The organism is Streptomyces lateritius (genome assembly GCF_014649715.1).
In the GTDB taxonomy this organism is placed as follows: domain Bacteria; phylum Actinomycetota; class Actinomycetes; order Streptomycetales; family Streptomycetaceae; genus Streptomyces; species Streptomyces lateritius.
The window spans coordinates 23,259-38,480 of record NZ_BMTO01000019.1 but is presented as its reverse complement, the minus strand read 5'-3'; the positions used below and the strand labels follow the sequence as shown (position 1 = coordinate 38,480).

The window sequence follows — 15,222 nt, the reverse complement described above, 5'->3', positions numbered from 1 at the left end:
CTGCTGGATCAGGCCCCGGGCCCACAGGGCCCCCTGGATCAGGCCCCCTGGGTCCCGCAGGGCCAAGGGGTCGGGCCGACCCGGGCCCGCAGGGCCGAGGGGCGTGCCCCCAGGCGCCGGAGCGCCGTGTCAGCGGAGCCGGCGACGCTCCGGAAGCATGGCCCGGGCCAAGGTCCCCGCAGGCCTCCCCCTACGCGGCGAGCGCGGCGGCGACAGCGCGGAAGAAGCCGGCATACGCCACCGGGCTCGGCGGGAGCTCCGGGTTCCACGGGGCCACGCGCGCGTGGCCCACGGGCGGGAACGCGTCGGGCCCCACGGCATTGGCCCGGCTGTCGAAGAGCACGAGGTCGGGGGCGAGCCGGGCGGCGTGTTCCCAGTCGGCGGTGAGCCAGTTCGCGCCCGGGCCCGGGCCGGGGTCGAGCAGGCGGACGCCGAGTTCGAGCAGCCGGGCCAGTTCGGGCCAGGCGTGCGGGCGGGCCAGATGGACCTGGTCGGTCCCGGCGCCCGAGAGCGCGAGCACGGTGACCTCCGCCCGTCCGGCGGCGGCCCGCAGGACGCCCTCCGCGGAGGCGAGGGAACCGCCGACGGCTTCCGCGGACGCGGGCCTCAGCGTCGCCGCCAGGTCCCCGAAGCGCCCGATGATCCTCGGCAGTGTGAGCTCGTTGCCGACGCAGAGCGCGACGGACGGCACCCCGAGCCGGTCCGCGACCGCCTCCTCCAGCGCGTACGGGCTCTTCCCGTCGTACGTCACGTCGACGACCAGATCGGGCCGCAACCCCCGCAGAGCCTCCTCGTCCAGCCTCCGCCCGGGCCCGAGGTACCGGACGCCGGCCGCCTCCAGGCCTCCCGCCTTGACCGGGTCGAGCGCGTCGCCGTCGTGCCCGGAGCCGTACACCGCGACCGGCGTCACCCCCAGGTCGAGAAGGGCCGCCCCTGCCCGTACGTACGCCACCACCCGCTCGGGCGCGCGTACGGCGGTCACCGCCACCCCTCTGTCGTCCGTGAACCCCCACGCCCCTGTGTCCGACATGCGGCTGCTCCCTCCCCGGCCGGAAATCTCCCTTCCCGCCACCTTGAATCGCCGCACTTGCCCGCACAAGAGGGCCTCGCTCTCCTCCCCCTCCCGCAAGCCCCGGGCCGGGTGTTAACTGAACAGGTCGGGAGAAAGCAGCAGCAATCGTCAGCGCCGTACGCGCCCGCCGAACGCCCGCGTGGTACACGCCACCCGCCCCGCCCGTCGCGTGCGCGCCACCGCACCGCCCCCGCGCCCTGGAGTCAGTCATGCCGTCCCTGCCGTCCCTGCCCGGCCCGTTCTCGGACCCCCGTGTGATCACCTTCTTCGGCCTGCTGGCCACCGCGTCGGTGGCGGGGGCGACGCTGGCCCTGCGCGCCCGTGCCCGCCGCGCCCAGCCGGCCGCGCCCCTGGACCGGGTCTGGCACCCGCAGGAGACCGTGCCGCTCACCCCGGCCGAGGAGGACGCCTTCGGCGAGGTCGTCTCACGCCTCTCGGTCGGCCACCCGCGCTAGCGGGCGTCTCCGGACCGGGCGCCCGGCCCGGGCACTCGGTCCCACGCGCGCGGGTCCCGGCCCGTCGTCGCCAGCAGCCGCTCGAAGGTGGTCGCGGTCTCCGGCAGCTCCACCGCATCGCCGAAGACCTTCGTCTTCCGCGCCATCGGCGCCATCCGTTCCACCTCCTCCGCCAGCCCCTCCACGACGGCCGGGTCCGGTGCGAAGGGCTGTCCGGTGGCCCGGGCCAGGTCCCAGACGTGCACGGTCAGGTCGAGCAGCACCATCGATCCGACGGTCCTGGCGGGCAGGCCCATCGCGCCGGTGGTGCCCTCCTCGGCGCCGGGCGCCGCCCACGCCGCGACGAGCTTCGCGGTCTCCGTCTCGAAACGGGTACGCCAGTCGCCGTCCCGCAGGAGATCGGGGGCCTCGGAGAAGTCGGCCGGTTGCCTGGCGGCGAGTGCCTGGAAGTTCACGACGACCTGGAAAAGGTGGGTGAGCAGCTCACGTACGTCGTACTCGGCGCACGGCGTGGGCGCGCCGAGGTGCTCGTCGGGGATGCCCCGCATCACGGGAACGGCCTCGGCGGCGGCGGTGCCGAGCAGCTCACTGAGGGAATGCACACGGTTCGTCATGACGTGACGCTAAGTGAGCGCCGTCGGCCCCGTCTTGAAAAAACACGCCACCACCGCACCCCGCGCCTAGGCTGCGCGGCATGACCGATTCCGGCCCGCGCCGTGACACCCGGGGCATCGTCGACGCCGCCGGACTGCTCTCGCGCGTCCGGTTCCGGCGTCACGCACCGGCACCGGAGCTGCGCCCCTTTCTGGAGCACTACTGGCTCGTCGACTGGGATCTCTCCGAGCCCTACGCCACCCATGTCGTCCCGCACCCGTCCGTGAACCTCGTCTTCCAGCGGTACGGGGCCGCCGCCGGGGCGCTCGCCTCGGCGGAGGTCGCCGGCGTCGGGCTCGACCTGTTCACGATGAAGCTCGTGGGCGTGGGACGGGTCTGCGGGGTGCAGTTCCGGCCGGGCGGCTTCCGGCCGTTCGCCCCCGCGTGGCCGGTGTCGCGGTGGACGGGCCGGCGGGCCCCGCTCGACGAGGTGTTCGCCGACTTCGGCGGCGTCGGGGTGGGGGTGGCCGGCGTGCTCGACCCGGATGCGGACCACGCGCGCGTTGCGGCACTCGACGCCTTCCTGCTGGCCCACGGCCCGGCACCCGATCCGCACGCCGAGCAGGCGATGGAGCTGGTGGAACTGGTCCGCGCCGACCGCACCATCCGCCGGGTGTCCGAACTGGCCCGCATCGCGGGCCTGTCGACCCGGTCGCTCCAGCGGCTCTTCTCGACCCACGTCGGCGTCGGGCCGAAATGGGTCGTCCTGCGCTACCGCGTCCACGAGGCGCTGGAGCGCGCGGAGTCCGCGCGGACGCCCGGATCCCCCGACTGGGCCGCGCTCGCCGGGGAGCTGGGCTACAGCGATCAGGCCCATCTCGTACGGGACTTCACGGCGACCGTCGGGGTCCCGCCGACCGCGTACACCCGCGGGGTGCCGGGCCCCTGACCTACAGTGCGGAGATGGATACCAACGCGTCGTCCGTACGGCTCGAGCCCTGGTCCGAGGAGGACTTCGACCTCCTGCGGGCCATGAACGCTCCGGACCTCATGGAGCACCTCGGCGGCCCGGAGAGCGACGAGGCGCTGGCCAAGCGGCACCGGCGCTATGTGGACCTCAGCGCCGACCGCACGGGCGCCGGGCGGATGTTCCGGATCGCGTCGCTCCCCGAGCAGATCCCGGCGGGCTCCATCGGCTTCTGGAAGCAGACCTGGGACGGGGAGCCGGTGTACGAGACGGGCTGGACGGTCCTGCCGGGGTTCCAGGGGCGGGGCGTCGCGACGGCGGCCACGCGCGCGGTGGCGGCGCTGGCCCGTGCCGAGCGCACGTACCGCTTCCTGCACGCGTTCCCGTCGAGGGACAACGGTCCGTCGAACGCGGTGTGCCGCAAGGCCGGTTTCGAGCTGCGCGGGGAGCGCGATCTCGAGTACCCGCCGGGCCGCCCGATGCGTTGCAACGACTGGCGCCTGGACCTGGAGAAGCTGGGCTGACCGGCCCTGGCTGACCGGCCTGGGGCTAACCGGCCTGGGGCTAACCGGCCTGGGCTGACCGTCCCTGGCTTAGCGGCCCTGGCTGACCGGCCCTGGCTCACCGGCCTGGGGGTGCAGCGGCTCCAGCGGCCTGGGGCTAACCGGCCTGGGGATCGAGCGGCTCCAGCGGCCTGGTGAAGTGGAACGCGACGATGTCGAGGCGTTCGCGCAGGTAGAAGCGGTGGGCGCCGGTGCGCTGGGTGCCGGAGTCGAGGTTCAGTTCTCGGCAGCCGGCGGCGCGAGCGCGGTCCTCGAGGTGGGCCAGGAGCCGGTGGCCGACGCCGGTGGAACGGGCGGTGGCGGCGGTGACCAGGTCGTCGACGTAGAGCTTGCGGATGGCGCTGGTGTTGTCGACGATCCGCCAGCCGGCGACGCCCACGCAGGCGCCGTCGTCCGTGTAGGCGGCGGTGAAGCGCAGGCCTTGCGGGTGGCCGTTGGCGTAGACCTCCTGGAAGAGCCCCGTCGTGAGGTGAGGGCGCAGCTCGCGCAGGACGGGGAGCAGGTCGGTGTCCAGGCGCCGGTCGCCGGGCTCCAGGTCGATGATCTTCATAGCGGGACGGTACCCCAGGGGCCGCGAGGCCCTGCGGGTCTCGGGGTTTTGTCAGGGTTGACGACCCGGGGCCATCCCGGGATATTTATCTGCGTGACACAGATTCTTCTCCGCGCAATCGAAGATTCGATCAGCGGCGCGGGGACCTCCTCGGAAGGACCTCTCTCATGACCGTTCTCGTCACCGGAAGCCGCGGCCGTGTCGCCTCGACCCTCCTCGGGCTTCTGCACGCCGCGGGCGTCAAGACCCGGGCCGCCTCCAAGAACCCCGCGGATCTCTCCCCACCCGACGGCGTCGGCACCGTCCGCTGCGATCTCGCCGATCCGGCGGACTTCCCCACCGCGCTCGACGGCGTCGACTCCGTCTTCCTGTACGCGGAGGCCTCGCACATCGACGCCTTCGTCGCGGACGCCCGAGCCGCCGGCGTGGAACACGTCGTGCTCCTCTCCTCCAGCTCCGTGCTCGCCCCGGGTGCCGCCGACAACCCGATCGCCGCCTCCCACCTGACCGTGGAGCGGGCACTGGCCGCCGCGGCCGCCGACGGCGCTTTCGAGGCGACCCATCTCCAGCCGGGCGCCTTCGCGGCCAATGCCCTGCAGTGGGCACCGGCGATCAGGTCCTCGCGCGCGGTGGAGCTTCCGTACCCGGGGTCGCACGGCGATCCGATCCACGAGAAGGACATCGCCGAGGTCGCCTTCGCGGCCCTGACCGAGCCACGGCTACGCGGCTCCTCCCATCTGCTGACCGGCCCGGAGTCGCTCGACTTCACCGAACAGCTGGCGATAGTCACCGAGGTGACCGGCCGCCGGGCGACCGCCGCCGCCGTCTCGCCCGCGCGGTGGAAGGAGTCGGTCGCCCCCTTCGTCCCGGAGACCTTCGCCGACGCCCTGCTCTCTTACTGGGCCTCGCACGACGGCAGGCCGGTGCCCCTGACCCGGACGGTCGAGGAGGTGACCGGCCACCCGGCCCGCACCTTCGCCGCATGGGCCGCCGACCACGCGGACGCCTTCCGCCCGTGAGCGCCGGGCTTGGCGGGCGTCGCGGCCGAATTCCCTGGCCGCCCGCCGGGCCCGGTGACATCCTGTCCCCGTGAACGGACCGGAGATCCTCATCAGTTTCGCCCCCGACCTGCGGCTCTTCGTCTCGGCGGAACGGCGCTCGGGGCGCACCGCCGTGACCACCGACGGCGCCTCGTCCCTCGGCCATGTCGTGGAGTCGCTCGGCGTCCCGCTCACCGAGGCCGGGCGGTTGCTGGTGGACGGACGTCCGGTCGACGCCTCCCACATCCCCGCGGCGGGCGAGACGGTCGAGGTCGAGGGTGTCGAGCGGCCCCAGCCGGTGCCGGGGGCGCCGCTGCGCTTCCTCCTCGACGTCCATCTGGGGACGCTGGCGCGCCGGTTGCGCCTGCTCGGTGTGGACGCGGCGTACGAAAGCGAGGACATCGGGGATCCCGCGCTGGCAGCGCTCTCCGCGAAGGAGCGGCGCGTGATGCTTTCCCGGGACCGCGGTCTGCTGCGCCGCCGGGAGCTGTGGGCCGGCGCCTATGTGTACAGCGACCGCCCCGAGGACCAGCTCCGGGACGTACTGGAGCGGTTCGCCCCCGCCCTCGCGCCCTGGACCCGGTGCACCGCCTGCAACGGGCGGCTCACCGACGCGGACAAGGAGTCGGTGCGCGAGCGGCTGGAGCACGGCACGCAGAAGACGTACGACGTCTTCGCGCGGTGCACCCAGTGCGAGCGGGTGTACTGGCGGGGCGCGCACCACGCCCGCCTGGAGGCGATCGTCACCGACGCGCTGCGCGAGTTCGGCGGCGCGGCGGCCCGGTGACCCGCGGCCCGTCGGGCCACTCCCGTCGGCCCGCCCGGTGGATCCGGTGAGTCCGGGGGACCTGGCCGGGCGGCAGCCCTGCCGGTTCAGCCGATTTCGCCCGTCCGCAACCGTTCGACCTGCTGGGCGCTGAGCTCGACGGTCCGGCGCATATGGGCGATGAGCAGCGCGACCTCGGCGTCGCTGTAAGCGTCGAACATCGTGCCCCAGGCGCCGTTGAGCCGCCGCCAGAAGGCGCTCAGCTCGGCCATCCGCTCGGGCACCGCGGCCACGAGCACCCGCCGCCGGTCCTCGGCGTCCCGCTCACGCGTGACATAACCGGCCCGCTCCAGCCGGTCGACGAGCCGGGTCGCGGAGCCGGTGGTCAGCCCGGTGAGCTCGGCGACGCGTCCGATGGTGACGGGGCCGGGCTCCAGCGAGAGCAGGTTCAGGCACTGCACGTCGGTCGGGTGCAGCCGCAGATGGTCGGCGACGGCCTGGTTGAACAGCGCGTACGAGGCCATGTAGCGACGGGACTCGTCGTACAGCTCGGTCATCAGGCCGTCCCGCCGGACGGACTTCTTCTGCGGCATGCAGAAAGTGTACGAAACAGCGATCTCGCGTTCTAAGGCTCCGGCGCCGTCAGGTAGCGCTGGATGGTGGGCCCGAGCCAGGCGACGATCTCGTCGCGGGACATCTCGACCGTGGGCGGGAACCGCAGCACGTAGCGGGTGAGCGCCATGCCGAGAATCTGCGAGGCGACGAGCGCGGCCCGGCGCGGCGCCTCGGCGGGGTCCGGGCAGACACCACGGGTGACCGGCCCGAGCTGTTCCGCGAAGACCGCCTGCATGCGCTCGACGCCGGCGGCGTTGGTGACACCGACCCGCAGCAGCCCGGTCAGGACGTCGTCGCGTTCCCAGCGGTCGAGGAAATGCGTGACCAGAACCGCACCGATGTGCCGCGAGGGCAGGGCGCCGAGTTCGGGAAGGTGCAGTTCGAAATCGGAGGCGGCGGCGAACAGCCCCTCCTTGCTGCCGTAGTAGCGCATCACCATCGACGGATCGATCCCGGCGTCGCGGGCGATGGCCCGGATGGTGGCGCGCTCGTAGCCGTCGGAGGCGAAGCGTTCCCGGGCGGCCTCGAGGATCGCGGCGCGGGTGGCGTCGGAGCGGCGTGCGGTCGTCATGCCAACAAATGTAGGCCAACGAGTGTTGACAGGCCAATGCGGCGATCCTATATTTGCCAACAAGCGTTGACCAACGGTTGTTGGCCAACAATCGTGGGCAATTCCCCTTCAGGAGGCAGCCATGAACCGCCTGGACACGGACGTCGTCGTCGTGGGCGCCGGCCCCACCGGATTGCTGCTCGCCGGCGACCTCGCCGCCGCCGCCGGCGTGCGGGTCACCCTCGTCGAGCGCCGCCCGCCCGGCATCAGCAACATCACCCGGGCCTTCGCCGTGCACGCCCGCACCCTGGAGCAGCTCGACGCCCGCGGCCTCGCCGACGAACTGGTCGCCTCCGGCACACCCATCACCCGGATGCGACTCTTCGGCCGCCTCTCCCTCGACCTCTCCCGGCTGCCCTCCCGCTTCGCGTACCTCCTCGTCACCCCGCAGTACGAGGTCGAGCGGCTCCTCGAACGCCGCGCGCGGTCCACGGGCGTGGACTTCCGGTACGGGACGGAACTGCGCGGCCTGAGCCAGGACACCGACCAGGTCACCGCCGAGATCACCGGCCCCGACGGCACCCCCACCACCCTCCGTGCCCGCTACCTCGTCGGCGCCGACGGCGTGCGCAGCGCCGTCCGGACCGTCCTCGGCCTGCCCTTCCCCGGCCGCTCGGTGATCCGCTCCCTCGTCCTCGCCGACGTCCGGCTCACCGAGGAACCCGAAGAACTCCTCAGGGTCAACGGCGTCGGCGACGCGTTCGCCTTCATCGCCCCCTTCGGCGACGGCTGGTACCGCGTCATGGGGTGGAACCGCGCCCGCCAGGTCCCCGACAGCGAGCCCGTCGACCTCGACGAGCTCCGCGCCATCACCCGCCTCGCCCTCGGCACCGACTACGGCATGCACGACGCCCGCTGGATCTCCCGCTTCCACAGCGACGAGCGCCAGGCCCCCTCCTACCGCGTCGGCCGCGTCCTCCTCGCCGGGGACGCCGCCCACGTCCACTCCCCCGCCGGCGGACAGGGCATGAACACCGGCCTCCAGGACGCCGCCAACCTCTCCTGGAAGCTCGCCGCGGTTCTGCGCGCAGACGCGCCCGACCCCGAGGCCCTCCTCGACAGTTACCAGGGCGAACGCCACCCGGTCGGCGCGGCCGTGCTGCGCAGCAGCGGAGCCATCGTCCGCCTCGCGATGGCCCGCGGCCCCCTCCTGCGCACCGCCCGCGCGCTCGCCGCCCGGACCCTGAGCACCGTCCGCCCCGCCGCCGCCAAGGCCATGGGCATGATCAGCGGACTCGGCATCGCCTACGGCCCGGAGATCCGCCGCGTACCCGACCTGCCCCTCCGTGAAGGCAGACTCTACGAACTGCTGCGCGCGGGTCAGTTCGTCCTGATCGCCCCCGAGGGCACGACCCCGCGCCTGCCCGGCTCCGCCCCCACCTCCCCCGCACGCCTCGTACGGGCCACCTGGACCGACCCCGCGCGCCGCACCGCGCTCCTGGTCCGCCCCGACGGATACGCCTTCCCGACCGGCCGCTAGAGAGGGCGCCGGGCCTCAGAAGACGTACGGGTCACCGGTGGCCAGGACGAGCACCCGATGCCGGTCGTTCAGGGGGTTGTTGTCGGTCGAGCCGTCGCTCCACACCGTGCCGATTTCGACGGTCACCTCCTCCGGAGAACCGGCCGTCCGAAGATCGAGGGCCAGCTCACCGGCCACCCCGGCGGCCCGCAGCTCACCTGTGCGGCAGGCCACCACCCGTGCGCTCGCCCACAGACACGCGGGGGGAAGCTCCTGCCCACCGGCCAGCGGCTCGGAGAAGGCCAGCCGGACCGTCGCCTGCGGCACATGGGACGGACCATGGTTCTCGCTGACCAACCAGACCCCCAGCCGCCCCTCCGACAGGGAGACATGGCCATGGTGGGCCAGGTCCGCCTCGGACGCGACCGGCGGCCCGGCAGCCCGGGCGCTCTCTCCCGCGCCGACCACGACCGCCCCCGTCAGGGCCACACCCAGCAGCACCTTGCGCATCACACTCATGCCGAGAAGATACCCATGAATCCGCATATCTTCTGACAGTCCGTCAGCCAGCATGTCCCGCCCCACCTGCCACCCTGTTCCCATGGTGATCGCCCGCTCCGCAGCCCTCTTCGCCCTCGCCGCCCTCTTCGAGATCGGCGGCGCCTGGCTCGTCTGGCAAGGCGTCCGCGAACATCGCGGCTGGATCTGGATCGGCGCCGGTATCGCCGCCCTCGGCCTCTACGGCTTCGTGGCCACCCTCCAGCCCGACGCCGAGTTCGGCCGGATTCTCGCCGCCTACGGCGGGATCTTCGTCGCCGGCTCGATCGCGTGGGGCATGGTCGCCGACGGCTACCGACCCGACCGCTGGGACGTGACCGGCGCGCTGATCTGCCTCGCAGGCATGGCCGTGATCATGTACGCCCCGCGCGCCCGCTGACCACCGGCCGCCACCTATCCTGGCCACGCGATCGACGCATTCGACCACACGCGCGAGGAGCACGTCATGACTGCCGCCGGCACCCCCATCGCCGTCGTCACCGGAGCGAGCAGCGGAATCGGCGCCGCCACGGCCAGGCAACTCGCCGCGGCCGGCTACCGCGTGGTCCTCACCGCCCGCCGCAAGGACCGCATCGAGAAGCTCGCCGCCGAGATCAACGAGGCCGGCCACCAGGCCACCGCGTACCCCCTCGACGTCACCGACCGCGAAGCCGTCCGGACCTTCGCGACCGCCTTCCGCACCATCGCGGTCCTCGTCAACAACGCGGGCGGCGCCCTCGGCGCGGACACCGTCGCCACCGGCGACCCCGAGGACTGGCGCCAGATGTACGAGGTCAACGTCATCGGCACCCTCAACGTCACCCAGGCCCTGCTCCCGGCCCTCACCGCGAGCGGCGACGGCACGGTCGTCGTCCTCTCCTCCACGGCCGGCCACTCCACCTACGAAGGCGGCGCCGGCTACGTCGCCGCCAAGAACGGCGCCCGCGTCCTCGCCGAAACCCTCCGCCTGGAGATCGTCGGCACCCCGGTCCGCGTCATCGAGATCGCTCCGGGGATGGTCAAGACCGACGAGTTCGCCACCACCCGCTTCCGCGGCGACACCGAGAAGGCCGCCAAGGTCTACGCCGGCGTGGCCGAGCCCCTCACCGCGGACGATGTCGCCGACACCATCACCTGGGCCGTCACCCGCCCCCCGCACGTCAACATCGACCTTCTCGTCGTCCGCCCCCGCGCCCAGGCCTCCAACACCAAGGTCCACCGCGAGCTCTGACGACGACCGGTCGCCGACGGGGAAAGGGCCGACGCGAGGCGTCGGCCCTTCCTGCGTCTCCGCGCGTTTCAGCCCTTCACGCAGATGACCTGCTTCAGCTTCGCGACCACCTCGACCAGGTCCCGCTGCTGATCGATGACCTTCTCGATCGGCTTGTAGGCGCCCGGGATCTCGTCCACGACACCGGAGTCCTTGCGGCACTCCACGCCCCGCGTCTGCTCCTCCAGGTCCCGCGTCGAGAAGCGCCGCTTCGCCGCGGTCCGGCTCATCTTCCGGCCCGCGCCGTGCGAGGCCGAGTTGAAGGACGCCTCGTTCCCGAGGCCCTTCACGATGTACGAGCCGGTGCCCATCGAGCCGGGGATGATCCCGAACTCACCGGAGCCCGCCCGGATCGCCCCCTTACGGGTGACCAGCAGATCCATGCCCTCGTACCGCTCCTCCGCCACGTAGTTGTGGTGACAGGAGATGACCGGATCGAAAGTCACCTTCGCCTTCCGGAACTCCCGCCGGACGACCTCCTGGAAGAGCGCCATCATGATCGCGCGGTTGTACTTCGCGTACTCCTGCGCCCAGAAGAGATCGTTCCGGTACGCGGCCATCTGTGGGGTGTCCGCGACGAACACCGCCAGGTCCCGGTCCACGAGTCCCTGGTTGTGCGGCAGCTTCTGCGCTTGGCCGATGTGGTGCTCGGCGAGCTCCTTGCCGATGTTCCGCGACCCCGAATGCAGCATGAGCCAGACAGAACCGGTCTCGTCCAGACAGAATTCGATGAAGTGGTTGCCGCTTCCGAGCGTTCCCATCTGCATGGCCGCCCGTTCACGACGGAATTTCACCGCGTCCGCGATTCCGTCGAACCGCGACCAGAAGTCCTCCCACCCCGCCGTGGGGAACTGGTACAGCCGCTTGGGATCCACCTCGTCCCGGTGCATCCCCCGCCCCACCGGAATCGCCTGCTCGATCTTCGACCGCAGCCGCGACAGATCCCCCGGCAGGTCGTTCGCCGTCAGCGACGTCTTCACCGCCGACATGCCGCAGCCGATGTCCACACCCACCGCCGCCGGACACACCGCCCCCCGCATCGCGATCACCGAACCGACGGTCGCGCCCTTGCCGTAATGCACGTCCGGCATCACGGCCAGGCCCTTGATCCACGGGAGCGTCGCCACGTTCTGGAGCTGCTGCATCGCGCCGCCCTCGACCGTGGAAGGATCGGTCCACATCCGGATGGGCACCTTCGCACCCGGTACCTCTACATACGACATACTTCCTCGATTCCCCCGAAAAGCCTGAAAACGCAAAAACCGGCACCAAGGCCCGTACAAGTGACGACGGACCGGCATCGACGGCAGCGCGTGCGGTAGACATTGTGTCCATCGGTCGGACACCGGCGGCAAACAGTTTTTCGGGGAAGTCTTCGGGAGAAGGGAGCCTGGGAGCGTGCAGCGACAGGCGTACGTACCCGGTCTGACAGCGCTCGCCACGGCGCTCGCCTTGGGCCTCACCGGCTGCTCCGCCGGTACCGGAACCGACACCGCCGCCATCGATTCCAAGGCCGGCCCCGCCGCCCCGGCGGCGGCCCCGGGCCGCTACCGCACCCTCTTCGAACCCTGCCGCTCGGTCCCGCAGCCGACGCTCCGGGACCTGCTGCCCGGCGCCGCCCAGCTGCCCGACGAGGAGCGTGACCGGGCGTACCGCGGCAGCGCCGCGGTCACGTACGACACGGACCGCCGGGTCGGCTGTTCCTGGAAGGCCGACAGCCCGGACGCCTCGCACCGGCTCCTCGTAGACATCGAGCGGGTGGTGTCCTTCGACGGGTCCGTCAGCGACGACGACCGCGCCCAGGAGGTGTTCGCCCGCAAGCAGGTCGCGGCGGAGCTCCCCGCGCCCCCGCGGACGGCCGCCCCCACCACCCCCGCCACCCCCTCGACCTCCGGCACGCCCACGCGGCCGTCCGGCTCCGCCACCCCCTCGAACCCCGCCACCGCCACTGCCACCGCCACGGGCACGGGCGCCGCCGGCACCCCCGACACCGCTGCCACCGGACTGGAGCCGCGCGTCCTGGAGGGCCTCGGCCAGGTCGCCTTCCTCGACGACGTGCTCGCCAGCCCCGGAACGAGCGGCCGGCACCGCACGGTGAGCGTGGTGTTCCGCACATCGAACGTGATCGTGACGGTCGAGTACGCGGAACAGACGAACGGTTCCGCGGAGGCTCCCGACAGCAGAGAACTGCAGGAAAAGGCGCTGAATCTGGCCCGTCTGTTCGCCGAGCGGCTGGAGGAGTAGCCGCCCGGACCCGCTCCGTGGGCGCGCCTCGACCCCGTAACGTGACGGCGTACCGTGGCCGTCGGCCGGACCGTACGACAAGCGACTGAAGGAACCATGCACCGATCAGCCCCGCGACTCTCCCGCATACTCGCCTGCGCAGCCGTTCCGGTGATGCTCGTCGTCGCCGGCTGCTCCTCGGACTCCGACGGTTCCGGGTCGGCCCCGGACAAGGGCAAGGGTCCGGCCTCCTCGGCCACCCCGAGCGCCCAGCAGTCGACGAAGACGGTCGAGCCCGCGAAGTTCGCGAAGCTGCCGGACGTCTGCAAGTCGATCTCCGCGAAGACGACCGCGAGCCTGGTGCCGAAGGCGAAGGCGAAGAACGGGACGACGGCGCCCTCCAGCGACACCACGAGCCGGGGCGGCTGCTCGTGGAACGGGCTCGACGACAAGGGCCTGAAGGGCTCGCAGTACCGCTGGCTCGACGTCTCCTTCTACCGCTACGACTCGGACGCCTCTCTCGGCAGCGGCCAGGAGCGCGCGCAGGAGAACTTCACCAAGGAGCTGGCCAAGCTCCAGGCCACGGAGGGCGCGAAGAAGGTGCGCACCACCGAGGCCCCTGGTGTCGGCGAGCAGTCGAAGGCCGTGGCGTACGAGCTGCGCAAGACGGGCGAGGACTTCAAGTACGCCTCGATCGTGGCGCGCACGGGCAATGTGCTGGTGCTGCTGACCTACAACGGTGCCGGGTACGCCGGGGCGTCCGCCCCCACCGACAAGGTGATCATGGATGGTGCGGTGAAGGCCGCCAAGGAGGCCGTCGCGGCGGTCGCGAGCGCCAATTCGTAGGAGCCGGCGTCGCGAACACCCGCTTTTGCGCGTGTTTCCGAGGAGCCCGTCCCTCCCCCGAGGGCCGGGCTTCTCGCGCGTGTGCCACGCTGTGCCCGCGAGATGACGACGACGGGAGGGGTCGCGGGTGGCCGCGGTGCAGCTGACACGCACGCACAAGATACTGATCGGTGTGGTGGTCGCCGGTGCGGTGATCATCGCCGGGATCGGTTTCGCGGGCTCGTACGCCGCTGTGCGCGAGCTCGCCGTGGAGAAGGGCTTCGGCGACTTCTCCTACTTCTTCCCCATCGGCATCGACGCCGGCATCTGTGTGCTGCTCGCACTGGATCTGCTGCTGACGTGGATCCGGATCCCGTTCCCGTTGCTGCGCCAGACGGCGTGGGTGCTGACGGCGGCGACGATCGCGTTCAACGGCGCGGCGGCCTGGCCCGATCCGCTGGGTGTGGGCATGCACGCGGTGATCCCGGTGCTGTTCGTGGTGGCGGTGGAGGCGGCCCGCCACGCGGTGGGCCGGATCGCGGACATCACGGCCGACAAGCACATGGAGGGCGTCCGGCTCACCCGTTGGCTTCTGTCGCCGATACCGACGTTCCGGCTGTGGCGCCGGATGAAGCTGTGGGAGCTGCGGTCGTACGAGCAGGTCATCAAGCTGGAGCAGGACCGGCTGATCTACCAGGCCCGGCTGCAGGCGCGCTTCGGGCGGGCGTGGCGGCGGAAGGCGCCGGTGGAGGCACTGATGCCGTTGCGGCTGGCGAAGTACGGCGTGCCGCTGGCGGAGACGGCGGCCGCCGGGCTCGCGGCGGCCGGCGTGGAACCGGCCCTGATCCCGCCGCAGCCGGCGCAGGGCGCGCAGCCGGTACAGATGCCGGTGGCTCCCCAGACGCCCCAGCTCCCCCAGGCTCCCCTCCACCCCCAGGCTCCCCTCCACCCCCAGGGTCAGGCCCCGGACCAGAACCCCCACCCGAACCCGAACGAGCAGCAGCAGCTTCCGCCGAACCACGACAGCCCGTGGTTCGCGGCTCCGCAGCTGCCGTCGGAGGCGCACGAGACCGCCTACGCCCCGAAGTACGTCGAGGGCTTGGAACCCACGCCCGTGGCGGTGCCGCAGGGCCCTGAGGAGCTCCCGATCCCGGGAACGCGCCAGGAGCAGCAGTTCGAGGCGTACGAGGAGTACGTCGATCCCGAGCCGTCCTCAGCCGAGTTCGCGGACGTCGCGTACAAGGCGATGTGGGACTACGTGCAGGAGAACCAGCAGTTCCCGAGCAACGAGGAGCTCGACATACTGCTCAGCGACCGGTACGGCACGCAACACCCGCGCAGCACGTCGCTGTTGCGTCAGCTGACTCCGGGCCTGCGTCAGCGGATCGAGCAGGATCTGGTGGAGAACCACATCCCGTAGAGCCACGGGCGAGGGCTCGGACCTCGCTCCCGGCTCAGGCCTTCGCCCGCTTCTTCGCCGTCTCGCTCCACAGCGCGAGCGCGGCCCCGGCGAGCGCCAGGACGACGTACCCGGCGGTGGGGATGTCCCACCACTTCTGGAGCAGGCCCCAGGCCTTGTCCCCGAAGATCTGTCCGCCGGCGCCGAGTCCGCCCTGGACGAGGGCGACCCACCCGACGATGGCGATGACTTCGTTTCTGACAGTGTCGTTCTTCAT

General features: G+C 72.0%; 19 protein-coding genes. 11 read left to right on the top strand and 8 right to left on the bottom strand.

Going from position 1 to position 15,222, the window contains the following annotated elements; genetic code table 11:
• Window positions 1-190: 190 nt before the first annotated feature.
• Window positions 191-1,030 carry a TroA family protein gene (locus IE136_RS30765; protein ID WP_229819317.1) on the bottom strand — a complete coding sequence of 280 codons (840 nt, stop codon included), beginning with the start codon at window positions 1,028-1,030 and terminating at the stop codon, window positions 191-193.
• A gap of 251 nt (window positions 1,031-1,281) precedes the next feature.
• Here IE136_RS30765 and IE136_RS30760 point away from each other — a divergent pair, with 251 nt between their 5' ends.
• Window positions 1,282-1,527 carry a hypothetical protein gene (locus tag IE136_RS30760; RefSeq protein WP_189601942.1) on the top strand — a complete coding sequence of 82 codons (246 nt, stop codon included), beginning with the start codon at window positions 1,282-1,284 and terminating at the stop codon, window positions 1,525-1,527.
• Here the strand turns inward: IE136_RS30760 and IE136_RS30755 are convergent.
• Window positions 1,524-2,141 carry a TIGR03086 family metal-binding protein gene (locus IE136_RS30755; protein WP_189601941.1) on the bottom strand — a complete coding sequence of 206 codons (618 nt, stop codon included), beginning with the start codon at window positions 2,139-2,141 and terminating at the stop codon, window positions 1,524-1,526. The two genes, IE136_RS30760 and IE136_RS30755, sit on opposite strands and share 4 nt — an antisense overlap.
• An 80-nt stretch (window positions 2,142-2,221) precedes the next feature.
• Here IE136_RS30755 and IE136_RS30750 point away from each other — a divergent pair, with 80 nt between their 5' ends.
• Together IE136_RS30750 and IE136_RS30745 are read left to right on the top strand one after the other, a co-directional pair.
• Window positions 2,222-3,070 carry a helix-turn-helix domain-containing protein gene (locus IE136_RS30750; RefSeq protein WP_189601940.1) on the top strand — a complete coding sequence of 283 codons (849 nt, stop codon included), beginning with the start codon at window positions 2,222-2,224 and terminating at the stop codon, window positions 3,068-3,070.
• 14 nt (window positions 3,071-3,084) lie between these two features.
• Window positions 3,085-3,612, top strand: a complete 528-nt coding sequence (locus IE136_RS30745; RefSeq protein ID WP_158988191.1) for a GNAT family N-acetyltransferase — start codon at window positions 3,085-3,087, stop codon at window positions 3,610-3,612.
• A gap of 136 nt (window positions 3,613-3,748) precedes the next feature.
• Here IE136_RS30745 and IE136_RS30740 read toward each other — a convergent pair whose 3' ends face one another.
• On the bottom strand, window positions 3,749-4,201 hold the full coding sequence (locus IE136_RS30740) for a GNAT family N-acetyltransferase (protein ID WP_189601939.1): 453 nt from the start codon (window positions 4,199-4,201) through the stop codon (window positions 3,749-3,751).
• A 167-nt stretch (window positions 4,202-4,368) separates the two neighbouring features.
• Between IE136_RS30740 and IE136_RS30735 the strand changes: the two genes are divergently transcribed.
• Window positions 4,369-5,220 carry an NmrA family NAD(P)-binding protein gene (locus IE136_RS30735; RefSeq protein ID WP_158988193.1) on the top strand — a complete coding sequence of 284 codons (852 nt, stop codon included), beginning with the start codon at window positions 4,369-4,371 and terminating at the stop codon, window positions 5,218-5,220.
• Between the two features lie 70 nt (window positions 5,221-5,290).
• Complete coding sequence (locus tag IE136_RS30730; protein WP_158988194.1) at window positions 5,291-6,028, top strand: Mut7-C RNAse domain-containing protein; 738 nt, start codon at window positions 5,291-5,293, stop codon at window positions 6,026-6,028.
• An 86-nt stretch (window positions 6,029-6,114) separates the two neighbouring features.
• Here IE136_RS30730 and IE136_RS30725 read toward each other — a convergent pair whose 3' ends face one another.
• Both IE136_RS30725 and IE136_RS30720 read right to left on the bottom strand, forming a co-directional pair.
• Window positions 6,115-6,600, bottom strand: coding sequence for a MarR family winged helix-turn-helix transcriptional regulator (locus IE136_RS30725; protein WP_189601938.1), 486 nt, complete (start codon window positions 6,598-6,600; stop codon window positions 6,115-6,117).
• Window positions 6,601-6,632: 32 nt separating this feature from the next.
• Window positions 6,633-7,193: a TetR/AcrR family transcriptional regulator gene (locus tag IE136_RS30720; protein ID WP_158988196.1), complete on the bottom strand. Its 561-nt coding sequence runs from the start codon at window positions 7,191-7,193 to the stop codon at window positions 6,633-6,635.
• Between the two features lie 121 nt (window positions 7,194-7,314).
• Between IE136_RS30720 and IE136_RS30715 the strand changes: the two genes are divergently transcribed.
• Window positions 7,315-8,712 (top strand): FAD-dependent monooxygenase, encoded by a 1,398-nt coding sequence (locus IE136_RS30715; protein ID WP_189601937.1) that lies wholly within the window; start codon window positions 7,315-7,317, stop codon window positions 8,710-8,712.
• Between the two features lie 15 nt (window positions 8,713-8,727).
• Here the strand turns inward: IE136_RS30715 and IE136_RS30710 are convergent, their stop codons facing one another.
• On the bottom strand, window positions 8,728-9,210 hold the full coding sequence (locus IE136_RS30710; RefSeq protein ID WP_158988197.1) for a hypothetical protein: 483 nt from the start codon (window positions 9,208-9,210) through the stop codon (window positions 8,728-8,730).
• Window positions 9,211-9,292: 82 nt separating this feature from the next.
• Between IE136_RS30710 and IE136_RS30705 the strand changes: the two genes are divergently transcribed.
• Window positions 9,293-9,628: a YnfA family protein gene (locus IE136_RS30705; RefSeq protein ID WP_158988198.1), complete on the top strand. Its 336-nt coding sequence runs from the start codon at window positions 9,293-9,295 to the stop codon at window positions 9,626-9,628.
• A 66-nt stretch (window positions 9,629-9,694) separates the two neighbouring features.
• Window positions 9,695-10,459, top strand: coding sequence for an SDR family NAD(P)-dependent oxidoreductase (locus tag IE136_RS30700; RefSeq protein WP_158988199.1), 765 nt, complete (start codon window positions 9,695-9,697; stop codon window positions 10,457-10,459).
• A gap of 68 nt (window positions 10,460-10,527) precedes the next feature.
• Here the strand turns inward: IE136_RS30700 and IE136_RS30695 are convergent, their stop codons facing one another.
• Entirely contained in the window at window positions 10,528-11,721 is a 1,194-nt protein-coding gene (locus IE136_RS30695; protein ID WP_189601936.1) for an RtcB family protein, read from the bottom strand.
• A gap of 175 nt (window positions 11,722-11,896) precedes the next feature.
• Here IE136_RS30695 and IE136_RS30690 point away from each other — a divergent pair, with 175 nt between their 5' ends.
• From IE136_RS30690 to IE136_RS30680, 3 genes are all read left to right on the top strand, one after another.
• A complete protein-coding gene (locus IE136_RS30690) occupies window positions 11,897-12,742 on the top strand; it encodes a DUF3558 domain-containing protein (protein ID WP_158988201.1) in 846 nt (281 codons plus the stop codon).
• Window positions 12,743-12,838: 96 nt separating this feature from the next.
• Window positions 12,839-13,567: a DUF3558 domain-containing protein gene (locus IE136_RS30685; protein WP_158988202.1), complete on the top strand. Its 729-nt coding sequence runs from the start codon at window positions 12,839-12,841 to the stop codon at window positions 13,565-13,567.
• A gap of 127 nt (window positions 13,568-13,694) precedes the next feature.
• On the top strand, window positions 13,695-14,966 hold the full coding sequence (locus tag IE136_RS30680; protein ID WP_189601935.1) for a DUF2637 domain-containing protein: 1,272 nt from the start codon (window positions 13,695-13,697) through the stop codon (window positions 14,964-14,966).
• Between the two features lie 34 nt (window positions 14,967-15,000).
• Here the strand turns inward: IE136_RS30680 and IE136_RS30675 are convergent.
• Window positions 15,001-15,222 (bottom strand): hypothetical protein (locus IE136_RS30675; protein WP_158988204.1); only part of this gene is annotated, 222 nt, incomplete at its 5' end.